Source organism: Streptomyces thermospinosisporus (assembly GCF_039526425.1).
Lineage (GTDB): Bacteria > Actinomycetota > Actinomycetes > Streptomycetales > Streptomycetaceae > Streptomyces > Streptomyces thermocarboxydovorans.
Genome location: NZ_BAAAIZ010000022.1, coordinates 70,770 through 89,059, shown reverse-complemented (window position 1 = coordinate 89,059; position 18,290 = coordinate 70,770). Strand labels below are relative to the sequence as shown.

The window sequence follows — 18,290 nt, the reverse complement described above, 5'->3', positions numbered from 1 at the left end:
CCCGGCAGCCGGCGCGCCGGCGCGGCCGGTCCCGGCCGCGGCAGGGGGCGCGCGGCCCCACCGAGCAGAAAGCGGTTCATCGACTATCCGCGGCACGACAAGTACGGCTGGCGCCGCTGGGTGCCCTCCTGGAGGCTCGTCTCCGGTCTGGTCATCGCGTTCTTCGGCGGACTGATCGCCGTCGCGGGCATCGGGTACGCGATGGTGGGCACGCCCGAGGTCGCCAAGACGGCCACGGCCCAGAACAACGTCTACTACTGGGCCAACGGCGAGCAGATGGTCGCCACCGGCGGTGAGCGCAACCGGCAGATCGTCAGCCTCGCGCAGATCCCGGAGGAGATGCAGAAGGCGGTCATCTCCCAGGAGAACAAGACGTTCTACAGCGACAGCGGCATCGACCCCAAGGGCATCGCCCGCGCCGTGTTCAACATGGCCCGCGGCGGCGAGACCCAGGGTGGTTCGACGATCACCCAGCAGTACGTGAAGAACGCGATGCTGGAGGACCAGTCCCAGACGCTCACCCGGAAGTTCAAGGAGATCCTGGTCTCCATCAAGGTGGGCGCCACGATGGACAAGGACACGATCCTCGAGGGCTACCTGAACTCGGCCTACTACGGCCGTGGCGCCTACGGGATCGAGGCCGCCGCCCGCGCCTACTTCAACAAGCGGGCCATCGATCTGAACCCGGGCCAGTGCGCCTTCCTGGCGGCGGTGCTCAAGGGCGCCACCTACTACGACCCGGCCGGGGCGACCTCCATCGACCCGGTCGGCGCCACACCTGAGAAGAACAGGAAGCGTGCCCTGCTCCAGATGCAGGACACGCTGGACAAGATGGTCGAGTACGGGCATCTCGACCCCGAGGTGCGGGCCAAGTACACCAAGCTGCCCAAGGTGCAGAGCCCGCGGTCCAACACCGCGCTGAGCGGCCAGATCGGCTACCTGGTGGACCTCGCCAAGAGCTACATCGTCACGCACAGCGACGAGACCGGCATCACCGCCGAGGACCTGCAGCGGGGCGGCTACTCGATCTACACCACCTTCGACAAGAAGAAGGTGAAGGCGCTCGAGGACTCGGTCAAGAAGGTCTACAAGGAGAACATCGACGAGAAGAAGCGCCCGGAGACGGACACCCACGTCCAGTTCGGCGGCGCCTCCGTGAACCCCGAGAGCGGCGCGATCGAGGCCATCTACGGCGGTGCGGACGCGACCAAGCACTTCACCAACAACGCCGATGTGACCGGCGCCCAGGTCGGTTCGACCTTCAAGCCGTTCGTGCTGGCGGCGGCCATGAAGTGGGGGGTGAGGGACCCGGACCTCGACCCGGATCAGGCGCAGGACGAACGCACCGTCGTCTCGCCCAAGAGCCTGTACCCGGGCAAGAACAAGCTCAAGATCAAGAACTACGACGGGTCGATCTGGCGGAACGAGAAGGGCGAGGAGTGGCTGCAGGTCAATGACGGCAACGTCTCCTACGGCCGGCCGCCGGAGTACAAGATCGACCTGCGGAACGCGATGCGGGAGTCGGTGAACTCCTCCTTCGTGCAGCTCGGCATGGACGTCGGCCTGGACAAGGTGAAGGAGGCCGCGGTGGACGCCGGCGTGCTGGAGAGCAGCCTTGCCGGTACGGACTACCCGTCCTTCTCCATCGGTACCTCCAGCCCCAGCGCCATCCGCATGGCGGGCGCCTACGCCACCTTCGCCGCCTCCGGTGAGCAGCGCGAGCCGTTCTCGGTGAAGAAGATCACCAGCAAGGACGGCACGCTCTTCACCCACAAGACGGTGACCAAGCAGGCCTTCGAGGAGAACGTGGCCAACAACGTCACGGACGTCCTGAAGACCGTCGTCGAGAAGGGCACCGGTACCAACGCGCAGCTGCCCGGCCGCGAGGTGGCCGGCAAGACCGGTACCACGGACGGCAACAAGTCCGCCTGGTTCGTCGGGTACACCCCGCAGCTGTCCACCGCGATCAGCATGTTCCGTTACCCCGACGACGAGAGCATCAAGAACCGCACCTTCCTCGAGATGTTCGGCACGGGCGGGCAGAAGAAGATCCACGGTGCCTCGTTCCCGTCCGAGATCTGGGCGGACTACATGGGCGATGCGCTGAAGAACGAGCCGGTGGAGCGGTTCCCGACCCCCGAGCCCATCGGTGAGATCGTCAACGACGAGCCCTCCCCGACTCCCACGCCGACGCAGTCGGAGACCGAGGAGCCGACCCCGACGGCGCCCGCGTCGCCGACTGAGACCGTCCCGGATCCGAGTCCCACTCAGACCGAGACGTGTCGGCCGTTCGACTTCAACTGCGATGACGAGAACACGGGCGGCAACAACCAGGGAGGCGCGGACAACGGCGGAACGGACGGTGGTGTGAGCGAATCACCGGATCCCACCGAGACCCTTCCCGGAGGGAACAACAGAGGTAATGGCAACGGCGGCGGCGGGCTCTTCGGAGGCCGGACCGACGAATAGACCGCTGGACCGCCCTTCGCCCGGCTTGAGCGTTTCACGTGAAACGCCCCGCCGTTTCACGTGAAACGTGGGCCGTCGTACCGCTCGGGTACGGCGGCCCTCGTCGTTTCCCCGGACTCGTACGGCAGGATGTGCGGCATGCCCAGTGGAGTATCGAAGCAAGCGAGCGCCCACGAGCGGGACCTGGTACGCCCCACGGCTGAGGACGAGGTCGCCGCGGCCGGCAGTGAACTGATCGGCGGCCCGCTCGGGCGGCATGCGCTGCTCGGGACCTCCTGGTGGACCCCGGTCCGGGTGATCGCCCTGGTGGCGATCGGCATGTTCACCCTCGGCCTGGTGCAGAAGGCGCCCTGCTACAACGGCGCCTGGTTCTTCGGAGCCAGCTCCCAGTACACCCACGCGTGCTACTCGGACATCCCGCACCTGTACCAGGGGCGCGGCTTCGCCGACGGACTGCTGCCGTACTTCGACCAGCTCCCCGGCGACATGCAGTTCCTGGAGTACCCGGTGCTGACCGGCCTGTTCATGCAGGTCGCCGCCTGGCTCTCACCGGGCGGCGGCAGCATCCAGGACCAGGAGCAGACGTACTGGCTGGTCAACGCCGGGATGCTCATGGCGTGCGCGGCGGTCATCGCCGTCTGCGTCACCCGCACCCACGCGCGGCGGCCCTGGGACGGCCTGCTGGTGGCGCTGGCCCCCGCCTTCGCCCTCACCGCGACGATCAACTGGGACCTGCTGGCGGTGGCGCTGACGGCCGCGGCGATGCTGATGTGGTCGCGAGGCCGCGCCCTGGCCTTCGGAGTCCTGCTGGGCCTCGCCACGGCCGCCAAGCTCTATCCCGTGCTGCTCCTCGGGCCCCTGCTGGTGCTGTGCTGGCGAGCGGGACGGTGGCGGGAATACGCGACGGCCCTCGGCGGCGCGATCGTCGCCTGGACCGTCGTGAACGGGCCGGTGATGCTCTTCGCCTTCGACGGCTGGTCGAAGTTCTACACGTTCAGCCAGGAGCGGGGCGTCGACTTCGGCTCCTTCTGGCTGATCCTGGCCCAGAACTCGTCCGATCCGCTGAGCACCGACACCGTCAACACGCTCGCCACCCTGCTGATGCTGCTCTGCTGCGCCGGCGTGGCCGCGCTCGCGCTCATGGCCCCCCGGCGGCCGCGGTTCGCGCAGCTCGCCTTCCTGATCGTCGCGGCGTTCATCCTCACCAACAAGGTCTACTCACCGCAGTACGTCCTGTGGCTGGTGCCGCTCGCCGCCCTCGCGCGGCCCAGGTGGCGGGACTTCTTGATCTGGCAGGCCTGCGAGGTGATGTACTTCCTGGGCATCTGGATGTACCTCGCCTACACGACCAGCGGCGACGCCCACAAGGGCCTGCCGACCGACGGCTATCACTGGGCGATCGGGGTGCATCTGCTGGGCACGGTCTACCTGTGCGCCATGGTCGTGCGCGACATCCTCATGCCGGAACGCGATCCGGTGCGCCGTGCCGGTGACGACGACCCCTCCGGCGGTGTGCTCGACGGCGCTGAGGACGTGTTCGGGCTCGGTCCGGCGGTCCATCACGCCCGTCACGCCGCCCGCCTCGAGGGGGCACGCGTCGAGTGGGGCGGACCGGGAGCCACGGGCGGCACGGCCGGTTCGCTCTGAGCGAACCGCACATGGCGGAAAAGGAGCCTCGCCGTCCGGCGGGGCCCCTTCAGTGGTTCCGGGATGTGCTCAGCGGTCGACCAGACGGTCGAACTGCGTGGTGGTGTGCCGGAGATGGGCCACCAGCTCGTCGCCCACCTTGGGCTCGGGCGCGTCCGCCGGCACGAACAGGATCGACACCTGCATGTGCGGCGGCTCGGCGAACCAGCGCTGCTTCCCGCCCCAGACGAACGGCGAAAGGTTCCGGTTGACCGTGGCCAGACCGGCGCGGGCGACACCCTTGGCGCGCGGCATGACGCCGTGCAGCGCCTTGGGGGCCTCGAGACCCACCCCGTGCGACGTTCCGCCCGCCACGACCACCAGGAAGCCGTCGGAGGTGGCCTTCTGCTGCCGGTAGCCGAACCGGTCCCCCTTGGCGACGCGGGTGACGTCCAGGACCGCTCCGCGGTACTCGGTGGCCTCGTGGTCGCCCAGCCACAGCCGTGTACCGATCCGGGCGCGGAACCGGGTCTGCGGGAACTGCTGCTGCAGCCGGGCGAGTTCCTCCGCCTTGAGGTGGCTGACGAACATCGTGTGCAGCGGGAGCCGGGCCGCGCGCAGCCGGTCCATCCAGCCGATGACCTCCTCGACGGCGTCCGAGCCGTCGGTGCGGTCCAGCGGCAGATGGATGGCGAACCCTTCCAGCCGCACGTTCTCTATGGCCGCGTGCAACTGGGGCAGATCCTGCTCGGTGACGCCGTGCCGCTTCATCGAGGACATCACCTCGATGACCACCCGGGCGCCGACCAGGCCGTAGACGCCGTCGACCGACGACACCGAACGGATGACGCGGTCGGGCAGCGGCACGGGCTCCTCGCCCCGCCGGTAGGGAGTCAGGACCAGCAGGTCACCACCGAACCAGTCCTTCATCCGGGCGGCCTCGTACGTCGTGCCGACGGCCAGCAGGTCCGCGCCCAGCCGTGTGACCTCTTCTGCCAGCCGCTCGTGGCCGAAGCCGTAGCCGTTGCCCTTGCAGACCGGGACCAGCCCGGGGAACTGCTCCTGCACGTGCTTGTGGTGCGCCCGCCAGCGCGCGGTGTCGACGTAGAGCGTGAGCGCCATGGCCGGACCTGGAACCTTTCTCGTGGCTGCGGTGTATCAGGAATATGGGAACTGTCGAAGCGGTGGAAGCGGTCGGAGCGACGAGGCCGGGGTCAGCGGCGCGACATGTAGATGTCGAGCGCCTTGTGGAGCAGCTTGTTGAGCGGGAAGTCCCACTCGCCGAGGTACTCGGCGGCCTGGCCGCCCGTGCCCACCTTGAACTGGATCAGACCGAAGAGGTGATCGGTCTCGTCCAGCGAGTCGGAGATGCCGCGCAGGTCGTAGACGGTGGCGCCGAGCGCGTAGGCGTCGCGCAGCATCCGCCACTGCATCGCGTTCGAGGGCCGGACCTCGCGCCCGATGTTGTCCGAGGCGCCGTAGGAGTACCAGACGTGCCCGCCGACGATCAGCATCGTCGCCGCGGAGAGGTTGACCCCGTTGTGCCGGGCGAAGTACAGCCGCATGCGGTTGGGGTCCTCGTTGTTGAGGGCCGTCCACATGCGCTGGAAGTACGACAGCGGGCGGGGCCGGAAGTGGTCGCGCACCGCGGTGATCTCGTACAGGCGCTGCCACTCGGGCAGGTCCTCGTAACCGCCCTGGACGACCTCGACGCCGGCCTTCTCGGCCTTCTTGATGTTGCGGCGCCACAGCTGGTTGAAGTTCTTGTGGACCTCTTCCAGGGAGCGGTTGGCCAGCGGCACCTGGAAGACGTACCGGGGCTGGACGTCACCGAAGCCGGCGCCGCCGTCCTCCCCCTGCTGCCAGCCCATGCGGCGCAGCTTGTCGGCCACCTCGAAGGCACGGGGCTCGATGAAGTCGGCCTCCAGATCGCGCAGACGCTTCACGTCCGGGTCCTGGATGCCCTTCTTGATGGTCGCCGCCTCCCAGCGGCGAATGATCACCGGCGGGCCCATCTTCACGGAGAAGGCGCCCTGCTGCTTCAGGTGCGCCAGCATCGGCTCGATCCACTCCTGAAGATTGGGCGCGAACCAGTTGATGACCGGCCCCTCGGGCAGATACGCGAGATACCGCTTGATCTTGGGCAGCTGCCGGTACAGCACCAGTCCGACGCCGACCAGCTCGCCGGTGCGGTCGTCGAACCAGCCGAGATTCTCCGACCGCCACTCCGCCTTCACGTCCGCCCAGGCCGGGACCTGCATGTGACTCGCCGACGGCAGGCTCTGGATGTACGCCAGATGCTGCTCGCGACTGATGGTCCTCAGGGTCAGGCTCATTCGGGGCGCTCCTCGGGCTGGTGTGTCCCCATGGGTTCAGGGGCTCCGGCTCTCGCGCGAAGCCTACTGCGCCCGGGAGCGGCCCGGCGGGGCGCACGGCCCCTTCGCCCCGGCCCGTCGGGGCCGGGGCGTACACCGGATTTTCGGAGCGGGAGTGCCTGGCGTCAGTCGAAGACCCCACCGAAGAGGCCGCCGTGCGCCATGCCCAGGAAGAAGCCGACCGCGGATGCGCCGAGGCCCACGATCAGGCCGAAGCGCGCACGCGTCGTCTCCGAGATCCACTGCCCGTACGCACCGGTGAGAATGCCCACCAGGCCGGTCCAGGAGCTGAGCAGGTGCAGATCGTCGAACATCGCCGAGATGAAGGACGTGAGTCCCAGCACCAGGGTCACCGCGAGCAGGGCGTCCTGGACCGGATGGGGCTTGCCGTCCGTGGCGAAGAGTCCACCGCCGGCGGTGTTGGGTCGCATTGCCTGTGCCATGGGGCACCTCCTGCGAAAAACGGCGCATCGTAGCGCCATACACACCCGATGTGTACAGATTGACGGCCTGCCCGGACGGATTTCAACCGGAAGGCACTGTGCGGGTACTCTGTAGCGTCTGCACCGGTGTCTGTCCGGACAGCCAGGGAAGCGACCCGCCCCCGCGCTGGGGCAAGGGACCCGTGAGTCCACGGTCCGTCCCGCCGACCTGGGAAAACCGCCGCCCGACGTCGATTGTCAGTGGCGGCTGTTTTACTGACAGGCATCGTTGCGCAACGCATCACGACCCTCCTGCCACGGAACGCCCGTGGCCGCTGAGTCCAAAGGAGGTGGGTTCCACATGCGTCACTACGAGGTGATGGTCATCCTCGACCCCGATCTCGAGGAGCGCGCTGTCTCCCCGCTGATCGAGAACTTCCTTTCCGTCGTCCGTGACGGTGGCGGAAAGGTCGAGAAGGTCGACACCTGGGGCCGTCGTCGTCTCGCGTACGAGATCAAGAAGAAGCCCGAGGGCATCTACTCGGTCATCGACCTGCAGGCCGAGCCTGCGGTCGTCAAGGAGCTCGACCGCCAGATGAACCTGAACGAGTCGGTCCTCCGGACCAAGGTCCTCCGCCCCGAGACCCACTGAGCATCCCGCTCAGCTGATCTCGGGACACGAGTAGCAGCAAGCAGCCAGCAGCAAACCCGCCGAGAGGTTCACCCATGGCAGGCGAGACCGTCATCACGGTCGTCGGCAATCTTGTCGACGACCCCGAGCTGCGCTTCACCCCGTCCGGTGCGGCCGTCGCGAAGTTCCGTGTCGCGTCCACTCCCCGCACCTTCGACCGTCAGACGAACGAGTGGAAGGACGGCGAGAGCCTGTTCCTGACCTGCTCGGTCTGGCGTCAGGCGGCGGAGAACGTCGCCGAGTCCCTCCAGCGAGGCATGCGCGTGATCGTGCAGGGCCGGCTGAAGCAGCGGTCCTACGAGGACCGTGAGGGCATCAAGCGCACGGTCTACGAGCTGGACGTCGACGAGGTCGGCGCCAGCCTGCGCAACGCCACGGCCAAGGTCACCAAGACCACGGGCCGCGGTGGCCAGGGTGGTTACGGCGGCGGAGGCCAGCAGGGCGGCGGCTGGGGCGGTGGCCCCGGTGGCGGCCAGCAGGGCGGCGGCGCTCCTGCCGACGACCCGTGGGCGACCGGCGCTCCCGCCGGCGGCCAGCAGGGTGGCGGCGGCTGGGGCGGCGGCTCCGGCGGCGGTGGCGGCTACTCGGACGAGCCCCCCTTCTAGGGCGGGCCGTTACCCCACACTTCTTGATCACACAGGAGAATCACCATGGCGAAGCCGCCTGTGCGCAAGCCGAAGAAGAAGGTCTGCGCATTCTGCAAGGACAAGGTCACGTACGTGGACTACAAGGACACGAACATGCTGCGGAAGTTCATTTCCGACCGCGGCAAGATCCGTGCCCGCCGCGTGACCGGCAACTGCACGCAGCACCAGCGTGACGTCGCCACGGCCGTGAAGAACAGCCGTGAGATGGCGCTGCTGCCCTACACCTCCACCGCGCGATAAGGGAAGGGTGACCGACTCATGAAGATCATCCTTACCCACGAGGTCTCCGGCCTCGGTGCCGCGGGCGACGTCGTCGACGTCAAGGACGGTTACGCTCGCAACTACCTGATCCCGCGGAAGCTCGCTATCCGCTGGACCAAGGGTGGCGAGAAGGACGTCGAGCAGATCCGCCGTGCTCGCAAGATCCACGAGATCCACACCATCGAGCAGGCCAACCAGGTGAAGGCCCAGCTCGAGGGCGTCAAGGTCCGCCTCGCGGTCCGTTCCGGCGAGGCCGGTCGTCTCTTCGGTTCCGTCACCCCGGCCGACATCGCTTCGGCGATCAAGGAAGCGGGTGGCCCCGAGGTCGACAAGCGCCGCATCGAGCTCGGTGCGCCCATCAAGACCCTGGGCTCGCACGAGACGTCCGTGCGTCTGCACCCCGAGGTTGCCGCCAAGGTCAACATCGAGGTCGTCGCGGCCTGATCGCTGCGCTCACTGACACGGTGAGCAAGGGGGCCGCACCCACTCCGGGTGCGGCCCCCTTGTCGTAGGCGTGACGCGCAAGGTGTCCGCCCCTGCGGCCCCTGCGGCCGAGGGGCGGACGGCCCCGGCGCCCGCGTCGAGCACGGTGTTTCACGTGAAACAGCGCCGCCGTTGAACGTCAGCGGGTGGCGCCGGTCGTTCAGCGGGTGGCCCCGGTGACGAGCCAGCGGCCGGAGCGGCTGCGGAGCCACAGCGTGAGCATCCGGACGGTCATCATCAGCGTCATGGCGGCCCACAGCGCGGTGAGCCCTCCGCCCAGCACCGGCACCAGCAGGGCGACCGGGGTGAAGACCGCCAGGGTCAGCAGCATGGCCCAGGCGAGGTACGGCCCGTCGCCGGCGCCCATCAGGACGCCGTCCAGGACGAAGACGATGCCGGAGATCGGCTGGGAGAGCGCCACGATGACCAGGGCGGGCAGCGCGGCCTCCTTCACGGCGGAGTCGCTGGTGAACAGCGGCAGGAACACCGGCCGGGCCAGCACCACCAGCACACCCAGGACGACCCCGACCGCGATGCCCCACTCCACCATGCGGCGGCAGACGTCACGGGCGCCCTGGGCGTCCCCGGCGCCCAGGTAGCGCCCGATGATGGCCTGCCCGGCGATCGCGATGGCGTCCAGCGCGAAGGCGAGCAGGCTCCACAGGGAGAGGATGATCTGATGGGCCGCGATGTCGGTGTCGCCGAGCCGCGCGGCCACGGCGGTGGCGATCATCAAAATGGCCCTGAGGGAGAGCGTGCGGACCAGCAGCGGCGCGCCCGCCTGGGCGGAGGCTCTGATCCCGGCCGCGTCCGGGCGCAGCGAGGCGCCGTGCCTGCGGGCACCGCGCACCACCACGACCAGGTAGACCGCGGCCATGCCGCTCTGCGCGATGACCGTGCCCCAGGCGGATCCGGCGATGCCCAGTCCGGCGCCGTAGACCAGCACGGCGTTGAGAACGCCGTTGGCGACGAAGCCGCCGACGGCGACATAGAGGGGCGTCTTGGTGTCCTGCAGTCCGCGCAGCACACCGGTCGCGGCCAGGACGACCAGCATGGCGGGTATGCCGAGTGCGGAGATCCGCAGATAGGTGGTCGCGTACGGGGCCGCCGTGTCCGAGGCGCCGAAGAGCTCCACCAGGCCGGGGGAGGTGGGGAGCACGACGGCGACGACGACGGCGCCGAGCAGGAGCGCCAGCCAGATGCCGTCCATGCCCTGGCGGATGGCTGCCGGAAGGTCGCCCGCCCCCACGCGCCGGGCGACGGCGGAGGTGGTGGCGTAGGCCAGGAAGACGAAGACGCTCACGGCGGTCATGAGAAGGGCCGACGCGACCCCGAGGCCGGCGAGCTGTGCCGTGCCGAGGTGGCCGACGATCGCACTGTCGGCCATCACGAACAGGGGCTCGGCGACGAGGGCGCCGAAGGCGGGAACGGCCAGCGTGACGATCTCACGGTCGTGCTGTCGCCGGGCGGCGCGGGGGCGCGCGGGGGCCTGTGTCATGCGCACCAATCTAATCGTCCACAGGTAAGAGATGCAAAGCATCGGTGCCCCTTACCGATGTGCACAGGGTACGTGTCTGGGTGTGTCGTCCGAGGTGATCTTGAGCCGACCGGGGAAGTTTTTCTTCTGCACAGCCGGTGGATGGCAAAAGTGCAGGTCAAGTGCATTCTTGCGGAGATCGGCCGAGCTTGTTCACAGGGCTGTCCACCGGGTCGTGCACAGGTTTCGAGGAGTTGTCCACAGCATTGGGGCCGTCGTCCACATGGCCTGTGGATAACCAGATTGGCTGACGGTGCCGACGGGCCTACGGTGGTCCGGCGCCTGCTCCGTCCGCCGGTTCCCAAAGCACCGCAAAACCGGCGCGTCACAACCGGAGTTGGGCGTCTTATGTGTCAGTGCCGTGCCGTAGAAATGAGGGGCACGGCGAGGTCCGCTCGCCGGACGGGAGGAGGTGGCTCGGTGAGCATTTCCGAGCCCTTGGACGACCCGTGGGCCGACAGCCCCAGCGATCGTCTCCCCGCCTCCCGCCGCCGTGACGACTCGGGCCGCGGCCGGGACGAACAGCACGAGCGCGGCCGGGACGGCGGGATGTGGGACGGCGGGGGTGCCGCCTTCGAGCGGGTCCCGCCGCAGGATATCGAGGCAGAGCAGTCCGTGCTGGGCGGCATGCTGCTGTCCAAGGACGCCATCGCCGACGTCGTGGAGATCCTCAAGGGCCACGACTTCTACAAGCCGGCCCACGAGACGATCTTCACGGCCGTGCTCGACGTGTATGCGCGAGGGGAGCCGGCCGACCCCATCACCATCGCCGCGGAGCTCACCAAGCGCGGCGAGATCAACAAGGTCGGCGGGGCCTCCTATCTGCACACCCTGGTGCAGATGGTGCCCACCGCGGCCAACGCCGCGTACTACGCGGAGATCGTGCACGAGCGTGCCGTGCTGCGCCGCCTGGTGGAGGCGGGCACACGCATCACCCAGATGGGATACGCGGCCGACGACGACGTCGACGAGATCGTCAACCGGGCGCAGGCCGAGATCTACGCGGTCACCGAGCAGCGCACCAGCGAGGACTATCTGCCGCTCGGCGACATCATGGAGGGCGCGCTCGACGAGATCGAGGCGATCGGCTCGCGCAGCGGCGAGATGACCGGTGTGCCCACGGGCTTCACCGACTTCGACTCGCTCACCAACGGCCTCCACCCCGGGCAGATGATCGTCATCGCCGCGCGTCCGGCGATGGGCAAGTCGACGCTGGCGCTGGACTTCGCGCGGGCGGCGGCCATCAAGCACAACCTGCCGAGCGTCATCTTCTCGCTCGAGATGGGCCGCAACGAGATCGCCATGCGCCTGCTCTCGGCGGAGGCGCGGGTCGCCCTGCACCACATGCGGTCCGGCACGATGACCGACGAGGACTGGACGCGGCTGGCGCGCCGGATGCCCGATGTGTCGGCGGCGCCGCTCTACATCGACGACTCCCCGAATCTGTCGATGATGGAGATCCGCGCCAAGTGCCGCCGTCTGAAGCAGCGCAACGACCTCAGGCTCGTCGTCATCGACTACCTCCAGCTGATGCAGTCCGGCGGCTCCAAGCGGGCCGAGAGCCGTCAGCAGGAGGTCTCGGACATGTCCCGCAACCTCAAGCTGCTCGCCAAGGAGCTGGAGATCCCGGTCATCGCGCTCTCCCAGCTGAACCGTGGCCCCGAGCAGCGCACGGACAAGAAGCCGATGGTCTCCGACCTGCGTGAGTCCGGCTCCATCGAGCAGGACGCCGACATGGTCATCCTGCTGCACCGCGAGGACGCCTACGAGAAGGAGTCCCCCCGCGCGGGCGAGGCCGACCTGATTGTCGCCAAGCACCGCAACGGCCCCACCGCCACCATCACGGTCGCCTTCCAGGGCCACTACTCCCGCTTCGTGGACATGGCCCAGACCTGACCGTGGCCGGTGCGGGTTCCCAGTCAGAGGGAGGTCGGCTTGTCAGCGAAGAGTCTTCGCCATCACCCGTTCCCTCACCCCGTCGGGGGATACGAGGCCCCCGACCTCTCCGGAAAAGTCGAACCCGTGGCGTTGGTACAGCGTCACGGCAGGCTCGTTGCCCGGGATCACCGCCAGTCTCAGCGTCGTGGCGCCCCACCGCCGGGCCCACGCCTCGACCTCCGCGACCAGGAGGTCTCCGACGCCGCAGCCCCGGGCCACGGGGCTGACCCATACCGATCTCAACTCACAGGTGTCGCCGTCCACAGGAAGCCCGCTGGCCATGCCTACCGCCTGCCCGCGCAGGAACGCGACGAGGTTGTGCGCCTCCGGCATGGCCAGACGCGCACGCCACCGCTCCTCCCCACCGCAGGGCCAGTCCTCGAGCCGGGACTTGAAGGAGCGCGGAGCCTCAGTCAGCGCAGCAAGACGAACGTCCCGCCACAACGGCCAGTCGTCAGTCGTGAGAACCCGTAAGTGCACCACGCGGACGAGTCTGCCGGGCTGTCTCAGGAGGGTCCAGCTTCGCCTCGCTGTGGGAAGCACGGTGCTGCGGACGACCCAGGCGCCTTGCTCCTCCGGTTCAGCCCCGGGTGCAGCGAGCGAGGGCGGCACGGACCCGGTCGAGTCCCTCCGCTCTCCAGTGATCCCGGTCGGGCATCTGGTCGTCCCCGCGCCAGCGCCAGGCCGAGAACAGCGCCCAGTTGAGGGCGCGACACAGGCGAGTCAGGCGGGGGTCGGCTGCCGCGTAGTGGGCTTCCACTTCCTCCGGCGCATGGGCGAGGTCGAACTCGATGGGGCCGCGGCAGCATGTGGCGAGGTCCACGAAGAGCGGGCCTTTCCCGGTGTTGAGAAGGTTGCCGGGGTGGGGCTCGCCGTGCAGCAGCTGATCGCCGGTTCCGTTGCCGCTGATCGTCGCGCTCAGCTCGGCGAGGGTGTCACGGAGGAATGTCCGGTCGCCGTCGGACAGCTCGGGTGACCGCTGCCGGTCGGTCACCTCTCGCAGCGCCGCGGAGACCCGGTCGGTGACATGCGGTGTGTCCAGGCCGACCCGGCGCAGGGCGGCATGGTGCCGCATGAGCACGTCCGCATAGTCGGCCGGCTCGATCCCGCGTCCAACGGGTTCGTAGTAGGTCCACAGCGAGACGGCGAAGGCATCCCGCACATGGACCCGAGGTTCGACGCGAGGATCGAGCCCGGCCACCGGTGCGCCGGCCTCGGCGAGACGGCGGGCCACGTCCACTTCGAACCTCGTCTCAGCCAGCTGCTGCGAACGCGCGACCCGGGCGAGAACATCGCAGGGGACCAGACGCAGCGCCACGCGATCCGAGTTGTGCACGACGACGGCGTCGTCGACCCGAAGGCCCAGCTCCGCGACGGTCGCCCGCCCCGCCGCGACTGCTCGGCCGAGTTCCGCCGGCTCCATGATCTCTCCCGTCGTTGGGTACGTGTACACCCTTGCTGGTGAACTGAGGTCATGACGACACCTCAGGAAGAACTTCTGCCCGGCACGCGGCGGGCGCTGCTGCATCGGATTGCCGTCGCTCAGGCGGAGGGGCGAGCACCGTCACTCGTCGCGACGGTGGTGCGCGGCGGTGCGGCCGTGTGGTCGGGGGCGCGTACGGCGGTGGAGGGGGCGGCCGCGGACGAGCATGTGCAGTACCGGATCGGTTCCATCACCAAGACCTTCACCGCCGTGCTGGTGCTGCGGCTGCGGGACGAGGGAGTGCTGGACCTCGGGGATCCCCTGGAGAAGCACCTCCCCGGGACCGGGGTGGGGGAGGCGACCATCGCCCAACTGCTGGCGCACGCCGGTGGACTGGCCGCCGAGACGCCGGGGCCGTGGTGGGAGCGCACCCCGGGATCTCTCCGCCCCGAGCTGGCCGATGTGCTGGGCGAGCGGCCGCTGGTGCATCCGGTGGGGCGCCGGTTCCACTACTCGAACCCCGGCTACGCGTTGCTGGGCGCGTTGGTGGAGAAGGTGCGGGGTGCCTCCTGGGAAGAGGTGCTTCGGCGGGAAGTGCTCGAACCCCTGGGCCTGAGTCGCACGAGCGTGCATCCGATGGCGCCGTATGCGGAGGGCTGGGCCGTGCATCCCTGGGCGGATGTGCTGCTGCCGGAGCCGGCCGAGGACGTCGGACGGATGGCGCCCGCCGGACAACTGTGGTCCACCACCGCGGACTTGGCGCGCTTCGCGTCCTTCCTGATGAACGGTGACGAGCGGGTGCTGAGCGCGGAGTCCGTGCGGGAGATGAGGACGCCCGCGGCGGCGGTCGAGGCCGCCGATGTGGCCGGCGGGTACGCGTACTGCCTCGGGATGGAGATCCGGCATCAGGACGGACGGACCCTCGTCGGCCACTCCGGGTCTCTGCCGGGCTTCCTCGCCAGTCTTGCGATCAGCGTGGAGGACGACGTGGCCGCGGTCGTCCTGGCCAACTGCACATCCGGACCTGCGGTGTCCGGGGCCACTGCCGATCTCGTCCGGATCGTGGCCGAGGCGGAGCCGCGCATCCCCGCGCCCTGGAAGCCCCTGCGGGAGGCCGATCCGGCGGTGCTGGAGCTGGTGGGACAGTGGTACTGGGGCACGCACCCCTTCGCCCTGCGGCTCATCGGCGACGGCCTGATCTCGCTGGGGCCGCTGAGCGGCAGTGGCCGCCGCTCACGCTTCCGTTCCAACGGGGACGGCACCTGGACGGGGCTCGAGGGCTACTACGCCGGTGAACTTCTCAAGCCCGTGCGCAGGCCGGACGGATCCGTGAGCCATCTCGACCTCGGGTCGTTCGTATTCACGCGGCTGCCCTATGACGAGACCGCGCCGGTGCCGGGAGGTGTCGATCCCGAGGGGTGGCGGGGGATCGGTTAGCCGGCGATCGGAAGAACCCAGGAGCGGGCCGGGGGCTGTTTCACGTGAAACAGCCCCCGGCCCATCTCGTCCAGCTCTCCTAGAGCGCGAGCTTGAAGCCCACGTGTGACGCCACGAAGCCGAGACGCTCGTAGAAGCGGTGGGCGTCGGTGCGGGTGTTGTCGGAGGTCAGCTGGACCAGCCGGCAGCCCTGACGGCGGGACTCCTCGATGGCCCACTCGATGAGCCGGGACCCCAGGCCGCTGCCCCGCTCGTCGGCATGGACGCGGACGCCTTCGATGATCGACCGCGTGGAGCCACGACGGGACAGGCCGGGAATGATCGTGAGCTGCAGGGTGCCGATGACCCGTCCCTCCCGGACGGCGACGACCAGATGCTGGTTGGGATCGGTGCGGAGCCGTTCGAACGCGGTGAGGTAGGGGCCGAGGTCGTCCGGCGACTCGCGCTGGGCGCCCAGGGGGTCGTCGGCGAGTATGCCGACGATGGCGGGGATGTCGTCGGCGATTGCGGTGCGTATCTCAAGATCTCCCATGCCGCGCAGCGTACGCGCCCCGGCAAGGCCTCAGGCGGGCACAGGTGCCTTGAGGGTTTCGACGGCGCGGACCAGAGGGGCCAGCTCGGGGTTCTTCGCGGCTTCGTCCAGGGCCTGGCGCAGGGCGGCGTCATTGGTCGGCCGGGCTTCCTCCAGCAGCTTCAGACCGGCCTCGGTGACGTTGGTGTAGATGCCGCGCCGGTCCGTGGGGCACAGATAGCGCTCCAGCAGACCCCGCTCCTCGAGCCGGGTGACCAGGCGGGTGGTGGCGCTCTGGCTGAGGACCACCGCGTCGGCGACCTGCTTCATCTGCAGATGGCCGCCCGGGCCGTCGTGCTGCCGGCTCAGCACGTCGAGCAGGGAGTACTCGCGCACGCTCAGCCCGTGCCGGGACTGCAGTGCGCGCTCGATGTGCGCCTCGATCCTCCCGTGCAGCAGGGAGAGGGCGCACCAGCCCTGGGCCAGGGCGGTGAGGGCGGGGTCCGTGGCGGTCATGGGCGTTTCCTCCGTCCAAGGGCGGCTGCATCCCAGGATAGAGCAGGCACGCAATAGCCCGCGCTTGCAAATAAAGCGCGTCTGCAACTATTGTCGGAGCGCGTAAAGAGCTCCTGCAATGTTCTGGAAGGTCTCGTCTTATGCCTCTAGCGCTGCTGGCCCTCGCGATCGGGGCCTTCGGGATCGGAACCACCGAGTTCGTGATCATGGGACTGCTGCCCGAGGTCGCACAGGACTTCGGGGTCTCCATCCCCACCGCCGGTTACTCGGTGACCGGATACGCCCTCGGCGTCGTGCTCGGTGCGCCGCTGATGACCGCCCTCGGCACCAAGGTCTCGCGCAAGCGGATGCTGATGCTGCTGATGGGCCTGTTCATCGCCGGCAACCTGCTCTCGGCGCTGGCCCCCGTCTTCGGCGTCATGCTGACCGGACGCGTGGTGGCCTCACTGGCCCACGGCGCCTTCTTCGGCATCGGTTCGGTCGTCGCGGCGGACCTGGTCGCCCCCGACAAGAAGGCCGGAGCCATCGCCATGATGTTCACCGGCCTCACCGTCGCCAATGTCGTCGGAGTCCCGCTCGGCACCTTCGTCGGCCAGGCGGCCGGCTGGCGCGTCACCTTCGGCATCGTCGCCGCGCTCGGTGTCGTCGGACTCCTCGGTGTCGCCCGGCTCGTCCCCGAGATGCCCAAGCCGGAAGGCGTCCGCCTGCGGCACGAGCTGGCCGCCTTCAAGAACGTCCAGGTCCTGCTCGCCATGGCGATGACCGTCCTGGGGTTCGGCGGTGTCTTCGCGGCCATCACCTACATCGCGCCCATGATGATCCACGTCGCCGGTTTCGCCGACGGCTCGGTGACCTGGCTGCTGGTCCTCTTCGGCCTCGGCATGGTCGGCGGCAACCTGATCGGCGGCAAGTACGCCGACCGGGCCCTGATGCCCATGCTGTACGTGTCCCTCGGGGCGCTCGCCGTGGTCCTCGCGCTGTTCACGCTGACCGCGCACGACAAGATCCTCGCGGCCGTCACCATCGCCCTGATCGGTGCCCTGGGCTTCGCCACCGTCCCGCCGCTGCAGAAGCGGGTGCTGGACCAGGCGCACGGCGCGCCCACGCTGGCCTCCGCCGTGAACATCGGCGCCTTCAACCTGGGCAACGCCCTGTCCGCCTGGCTCGGCGGACTGGTGATCGCGGCCGGCCTCGGCTACACCTCGCCCAACTGGGTCGGCGCCGCCCTCGCCGCGGCCGCCCTGGTCCTCGCCTTCCTCTCGGCCGCGCTCGACCGCCGTGCCGCCCGCACCGGCGCCGTGGTCGCCGGCTCCGTCCCCGCCGACCAGCACGGGGCCCTCATCCCCTGACCCGTTGATCCGGGGCCGCGGGATCCCTGGATCCGAGGCCGCGGGCCGACGCCGCCCCGCAGTCACCGGCTCCCGTCACCACTCGACCCGCTCGATCAGCTCACCCCGTACAACCGGTCCATCAAGGAGAACCTCCCCATGAGCACCACCACTGCTGTCGCCCCGCTCACCACAGCGGACGCCGAGGCCCTGGTCACCGGCGCTCGCCGGGCCGCCGAGGCGGCCGGAGTCAGCGTCAGCGTCACCGTCCTCGACGCCGGCGGGCATCTGCTCGCCTTCCGGCGGGACGACCGCGCCGTACTGATCTCCGGCGAGACCAGCACCCGCAAGGCCTACACGGCGCTGCAGCTGGACGCCCCCACCGCCGACCTCGTGGACGCCGTGCAGCCCGGGGGACCGTTCCACACGTTGCCGACCGCGCTCGACCGGCCGCTGCTGTTCATCGCGGGCGGACTTCCCGTGCGGCGGGACGGCCGCCTGATCGGCGCCATCGGTGTGGGCGGGGGCGCGCCCGAGCAGGACCACGCCTTCGCCGAGGCCGCCGTGGCCGCGCTCGGCTGAGCCGGACAACGCACACCACGCACACCGGGCCCGCCCGCTGCGTC

Annotated in this window: 18 protein-coding genes; 10 read left to right on the top strand and 8 right to left on the bottom strand. The window is 69.3% G+C overall.

What is annotated here, in order from left to right:
* Window positions 1-2,469 (top strand): transglycosylase domain-containing protein (locus ABD207_RS09775; protein ID WP_344011636.1); only part of this gene is annotated, 2,469 nt, incomplete at its 5' end.
* Between the two features lie 129 nt (window positions 2,470-2,598).
* The gene (locus ABD207_RS09770; RefSeq protein ID WP_344011647.1) at window positions 2,599-4,116 is read left to right on the top strand and encodes a glycosyltransferase family 87 protein; all 1,518 of its coding nucleotides are present in this window, start codon (window positions 2,599-2,601) and stop codon (window positions 4,114-4,116) included.
* Between the two features lie 69 nt (window positions 4,117-4,185).
* On the opposite strand, the gene ABD207_RS09765 is transcribed toward ABD207_RS09770, so the two are convergent.
* The 3 genes from ABD207_RS09765 to ABD207_RS09755 all read right to left on the bottom strand — a co-directional run bounded on the left by ABD207_RS09765 (window position 4,186) and on the right by ABD207_RS09755 (window position 6,913).
* Window positions 4,186-5,217 (bottom strand): alanine racemase, encoded by a 1,032-nt coding sequence (locus ABD207_RS09765; RefSeq protein WP_343999508.1) that lies wholly within the window; start codon window positions 5,215-5,217, stop codon window positions 4,186-4,188.
* Between the two features lie 92 nt (window positions 5,218-5,309).
* Window positions 5,310-6,431 carry a peptidoglycan bridge formation glycyltransferase FemX gene (gene femX, locus ABD207_RS09760; RefSeq protein WP_344011634.1) on the bottom strand — a complete coding sequence of 374 codons (1,122 nt, stop codon included), beginning with the start codon at window positions 6,429-6,431 and terminating at the stop codon, window positions 5,310-5,312.
* 164 nt (window positions 6,432-6,595) lie between these two features.
* On the bottom strand, window positions 6,596-6,913 hold the full coding sequence (locus tag ABD207_RS09755; RefSeq protein WP_344011632.1) for a hypothetical protein: 318 nt from the start codon (window positions 6,911-6,913) through the stop codon (window positions 6,596-6,598).
* 340 nt (window positions 6,914-7,253) lie between these two features.
* Between ABD207_RS09755 and rpsF the strand changes: the two genes are divergently transcribed.
* The 4 genes from rpsF (at window position 7,254) to rplI (ending at window position 8,935) form a co-directional block, all read left to right on the top strand.
* Entirely contained in the window at window positions 7,254-7,544 is a 291-nt protein-coding gene (gene rpsF / locus ABD207_RS09750; protein WP_014673750.1) for a 30S ribosomal protein S6, read from the top strand.
* Between the two features lie 74 nt (window positions 7,545-7,618).
* Window positions 7,619-8,188: a single-stranded DNA-binding protein gene (locus ABD207_RS09745; RefSeq protein ID WP_344011630.1), complete on the top strand. Its 570-nt coding sequence runs from the start codon at window positions 7,619-7,621 to the stop codon at window positions 8,186-8,188.
* A gap of 45 nt (window positions 8,189-8,233) precedes the next feature.
* The gene (gene rpsR, locus ABD207_RS09740; protein WP_003949403.1) at window positions 8,234-8,470 is read left to right on the top strand and encodes a 30S ribosomal protein S18; all 237 of its coding nucleotides are present in this window, start codon (window positions 8,234-8,236) and stop codon (window positions 8,468-8,470) included.
* An 18-nt stretch (window positions 8,471-8,488) separates the two neighbouring features.
* Complete coding sequence (gene rplI / locus ABD207_RS09735; RefSeq protein ID WP_167996104.1) at window positions 8,489-8,935, top strand: 50S ribosomal protein L9; 447 nt, start codon at window positions 8,489-8,491, stop codon at window positions 8,933-8,935.
* A gap of 199 nt (window positions 8,936-9,134) precedes the next feature.
* Here rplI and ABD207_RS09730 read toward each other — a convergent pair whose 3' ends face one another.
* Window positions 9,135-10,472, bottom strand: coding sequence for an MATE family efflux transporter (locus tag ABD207_RS09730; RefSeq protein ID WP_344011628.1), 1,338 nt, complete (start codon window positions 10,470-10,472; stop codon window positions 9,135-9,137).
* A gap of 459 nt (window positions 10,473-10,931) precedes the next feature.
* Here ABD207_RS09730 and dnaB point away from each other — a divergent pair, with 459 nt between their 5' ends.
* Window positions 10,932-12,407, top strand: coding sequence for a replicative DNA helicase (dnaB, locus tag ABD207_RS09725; protein WP_344011626.1), 1,476 nt, complete (start codon window positions 10,932-10,934; stop codon window positions 12,405-12,407).
* 42 nt (window positions 12,408-12,449) lie between these two features.
* Here the strand turns inward: dnaB and ABD207_RS09720 are convergent, their stop codons facing one another.
* Both ABD207_RS09720 and ABD207_RS09715 read right to left on the bottom strand, forming a co-directional pair.
* Window positions 12,450-12,932, bottom strand: coding sequence for a GNAT family N-acetyltransferase (locus ABD207_RS09720; protein WP_344011625.1), 483 nt, complete (start codon window positions 12,930-12,932; stop codon window positions 12,450-12,452).
* A gap of 97 nt (window positions 12,933-13,029) precedes the next feature.
* Window positions 13,030-13,872, bottom strand: a complete 843-nt coding sequence (locus ABD207_RS09715; RefSeq protein WP_344011624.1) for a phosphotransferase — start codon at window positions 13,870-13,872, stop codon at window positions 13,030-13,032.
* A gap of 51 nt (window positions 13,873-13,923) precedes the next feature.
* Here ABD207_RS09715 and ABD207_RS09710 point away from each other — a divergent pair, with 51 nt between their 5' ends.
* On the top strand, window positions 13,924-15,309 hold the full coding sequence (locus ABD207_RS09710; protein ID WP_344011623.1) for a serine hydrolase domain-containing protein: 1,386 nt from the start codon (window positions 13,924-13,926) through the stop codon (window positions 15,307-15,309).
* Between the two features lie 79 nt (window positions 15,310-15,388).
* Here the strand turns inward: ABD207_RS09710 and ABD207_RS09705 are convergent, their stop codons facing one another.
* Entirely contained in the window at window positions 15,389-15,841 is a 453-nt protein-coding gene (locus ABD207_RS09705; RefSeq protein ID WP_344011621.1) for a GNAT family N-acetyltransferase, read from the bottom strand.
* A gap of 30 nt (window positions 15,842-15,871) precedes the next feature.
* Window positions 15,872-16,336 carry a MarR family winged helix-turn-helix transcriptional regulator gene (locus ABD207_RS09700; RefSeq protein WP_344011619.1) on the bottom strand — a complete coding sequence of 155 codons (465 nt, stop codon included), beginning with the start codon at window positions 16,334-16,336 and terminating at the stop codon, window positions 15,872-15,874.
* A 140-nt stretch (window positions 16,337-16,476) separates the two neighbouring features.
* Here ABD207_RS09700 and ABD207_RS09695 point away from each other — a divergent pair, with 140 nt between their 5' ends.
* Together ABD207_RS09695 and ABD207_RS09690 are read left to right on the top strand one after the other, a co-directional pair.
* Window positions 16,477-17,685 (top strand): MFS transporter, encoded by a 1,209-nt coding sequence (locus tag ABD207_RS09695; RefSeq protein ID WP_344011617.1) that lies wholly within the window; start codon window positions 16,477-16,479, stop codon window positions 17,683-17,685.
* Window positions 17,686-17,823: 138 nt separating this feature from the next.
* Entirely contained in the window at window positions 17,824-18,246 is a 423-nt protein-coding gene (locus ABD207_RS09690; protein WP_344011616.1) for a GlcG/HbpS family heme-binding protein, read from the top strand.
* The last annotated feature ends 44 nt before the right edge of the window (window positions 18,247-18,290 follow it).

What these genes read in the sequence shown, in the direction of transcription:
- ABD207_RS09770 (WP_344011647.1), top strand. Translation starts at nt 2,599, where the DNA reads ATGTGCGGCATGCCCAGTGGAGTATCGAAGCAAGCGAGCGCCCACGAG.
- ABD207_RS09765 (WP_343999508.1), bottom strand. Translation starts at nt 5,217, where the DNA reads ATGGCGCTCACGCTCTACGTCGACACCGCGCGCTGGCGGGCGCACCAC.
- femX (WP_344011634.1), bottom strand. Translation starts at nt 6,431, where the DNA reads ATGAGCCTGACCCTGAGGACCATCAGTCGCGAGCAGCATCTGGCGTAC.
- ABD207_RS09755 (WP_344011632.1), bottom strand. Translation starts at nt 6,913, where the DNA reads ATGGCACAGGCAATGCGACCCAACACCGCCGGCGGTGGACTCTTCGCC.
- rpsF (WP_014673750.1), top strand. Translation starts at nt 7,254, where the DNA reads ATGCGTCACTACGAGGTGATGGTCATCCTCGACCCCGATCTCGAGGAG.
- ABD207_RS09745 (WP_344011630.1), top strand. Translation starts at nt 7,619, where the DNA reads ATGGCAGGCGAGACCGTCATCACGGTCGTCGGCAATCTTGTCGACGAC.
- rpsR (WP_003949403.1), top strand. Translation starts at nt 8,234, where the DNA reads ATGGCGAAGCCGCCTGTGCGCAAGCCGAAGAAGAAGGTCTGCGCATTC.
- rplI (WP_167996104.1), top strand. Translation starts at nt 8,489, where the DNA reads ATGAAGATCATCCTTACCCACGAGGTCTCCGGCCTCGGTGCCGCGGGC.
- ABD207_RS09730 (WP_344011628.1), bottom strand. Translation starts at nt 10,472, where the DNA reads ATGACACAGGCCCCCGCGCGCCCCCGCGCCGCCCGGCGACAGCACGAC.
- ABD207_RS09715 (WP_344011624.1), bottom strand. Translation starts at nt 13,872, where the DNA reads ATGGAGCCGGCGGAACTCGGCCGAGCAGTCGCGGCGGGGCGGGCGACC.
- ABD207_RS09710 (WP_344011623.1), top strand. Translation starts at nt 13,924, where the DNA reads ATGACGACACCTCAGGAAGAACTTCTGCCCGGCACGCGGCGGGCGCTG.
- ABD207_RS09705 (WP_344011621.1), bottom strand. Translation starts at nt 15,841, where the DNA reads ATGGGAGATCTTGAGATACGCACCGCAATCGCCGACGACATCCCCGCC.
- ABD207_RS09700 (WP_344011619.1), bottom strand. Translation starts at nt 16,336, where the DNA reads ATGACCGCCACGGACCCCGCCCTCACCGCCCTGGCCCAGGGCTGGTGC.
- ABD207_RS09695 (WP_344011617.1), top strand. Translation starts at nt 16,477, where the DNA reads ATGCCTCTAGCGCTGCTGGCCCTCGCGATCGGGGCCTTCGGGATCGGA.
- ABD207_RS09690 (WP_344011616.1), top strand. Translation starts at nt 17,824, where the DNA reads ATGAGCACCACCACTGCTGTCGCCCCGCTCACCACAGCGGACGCCGAG.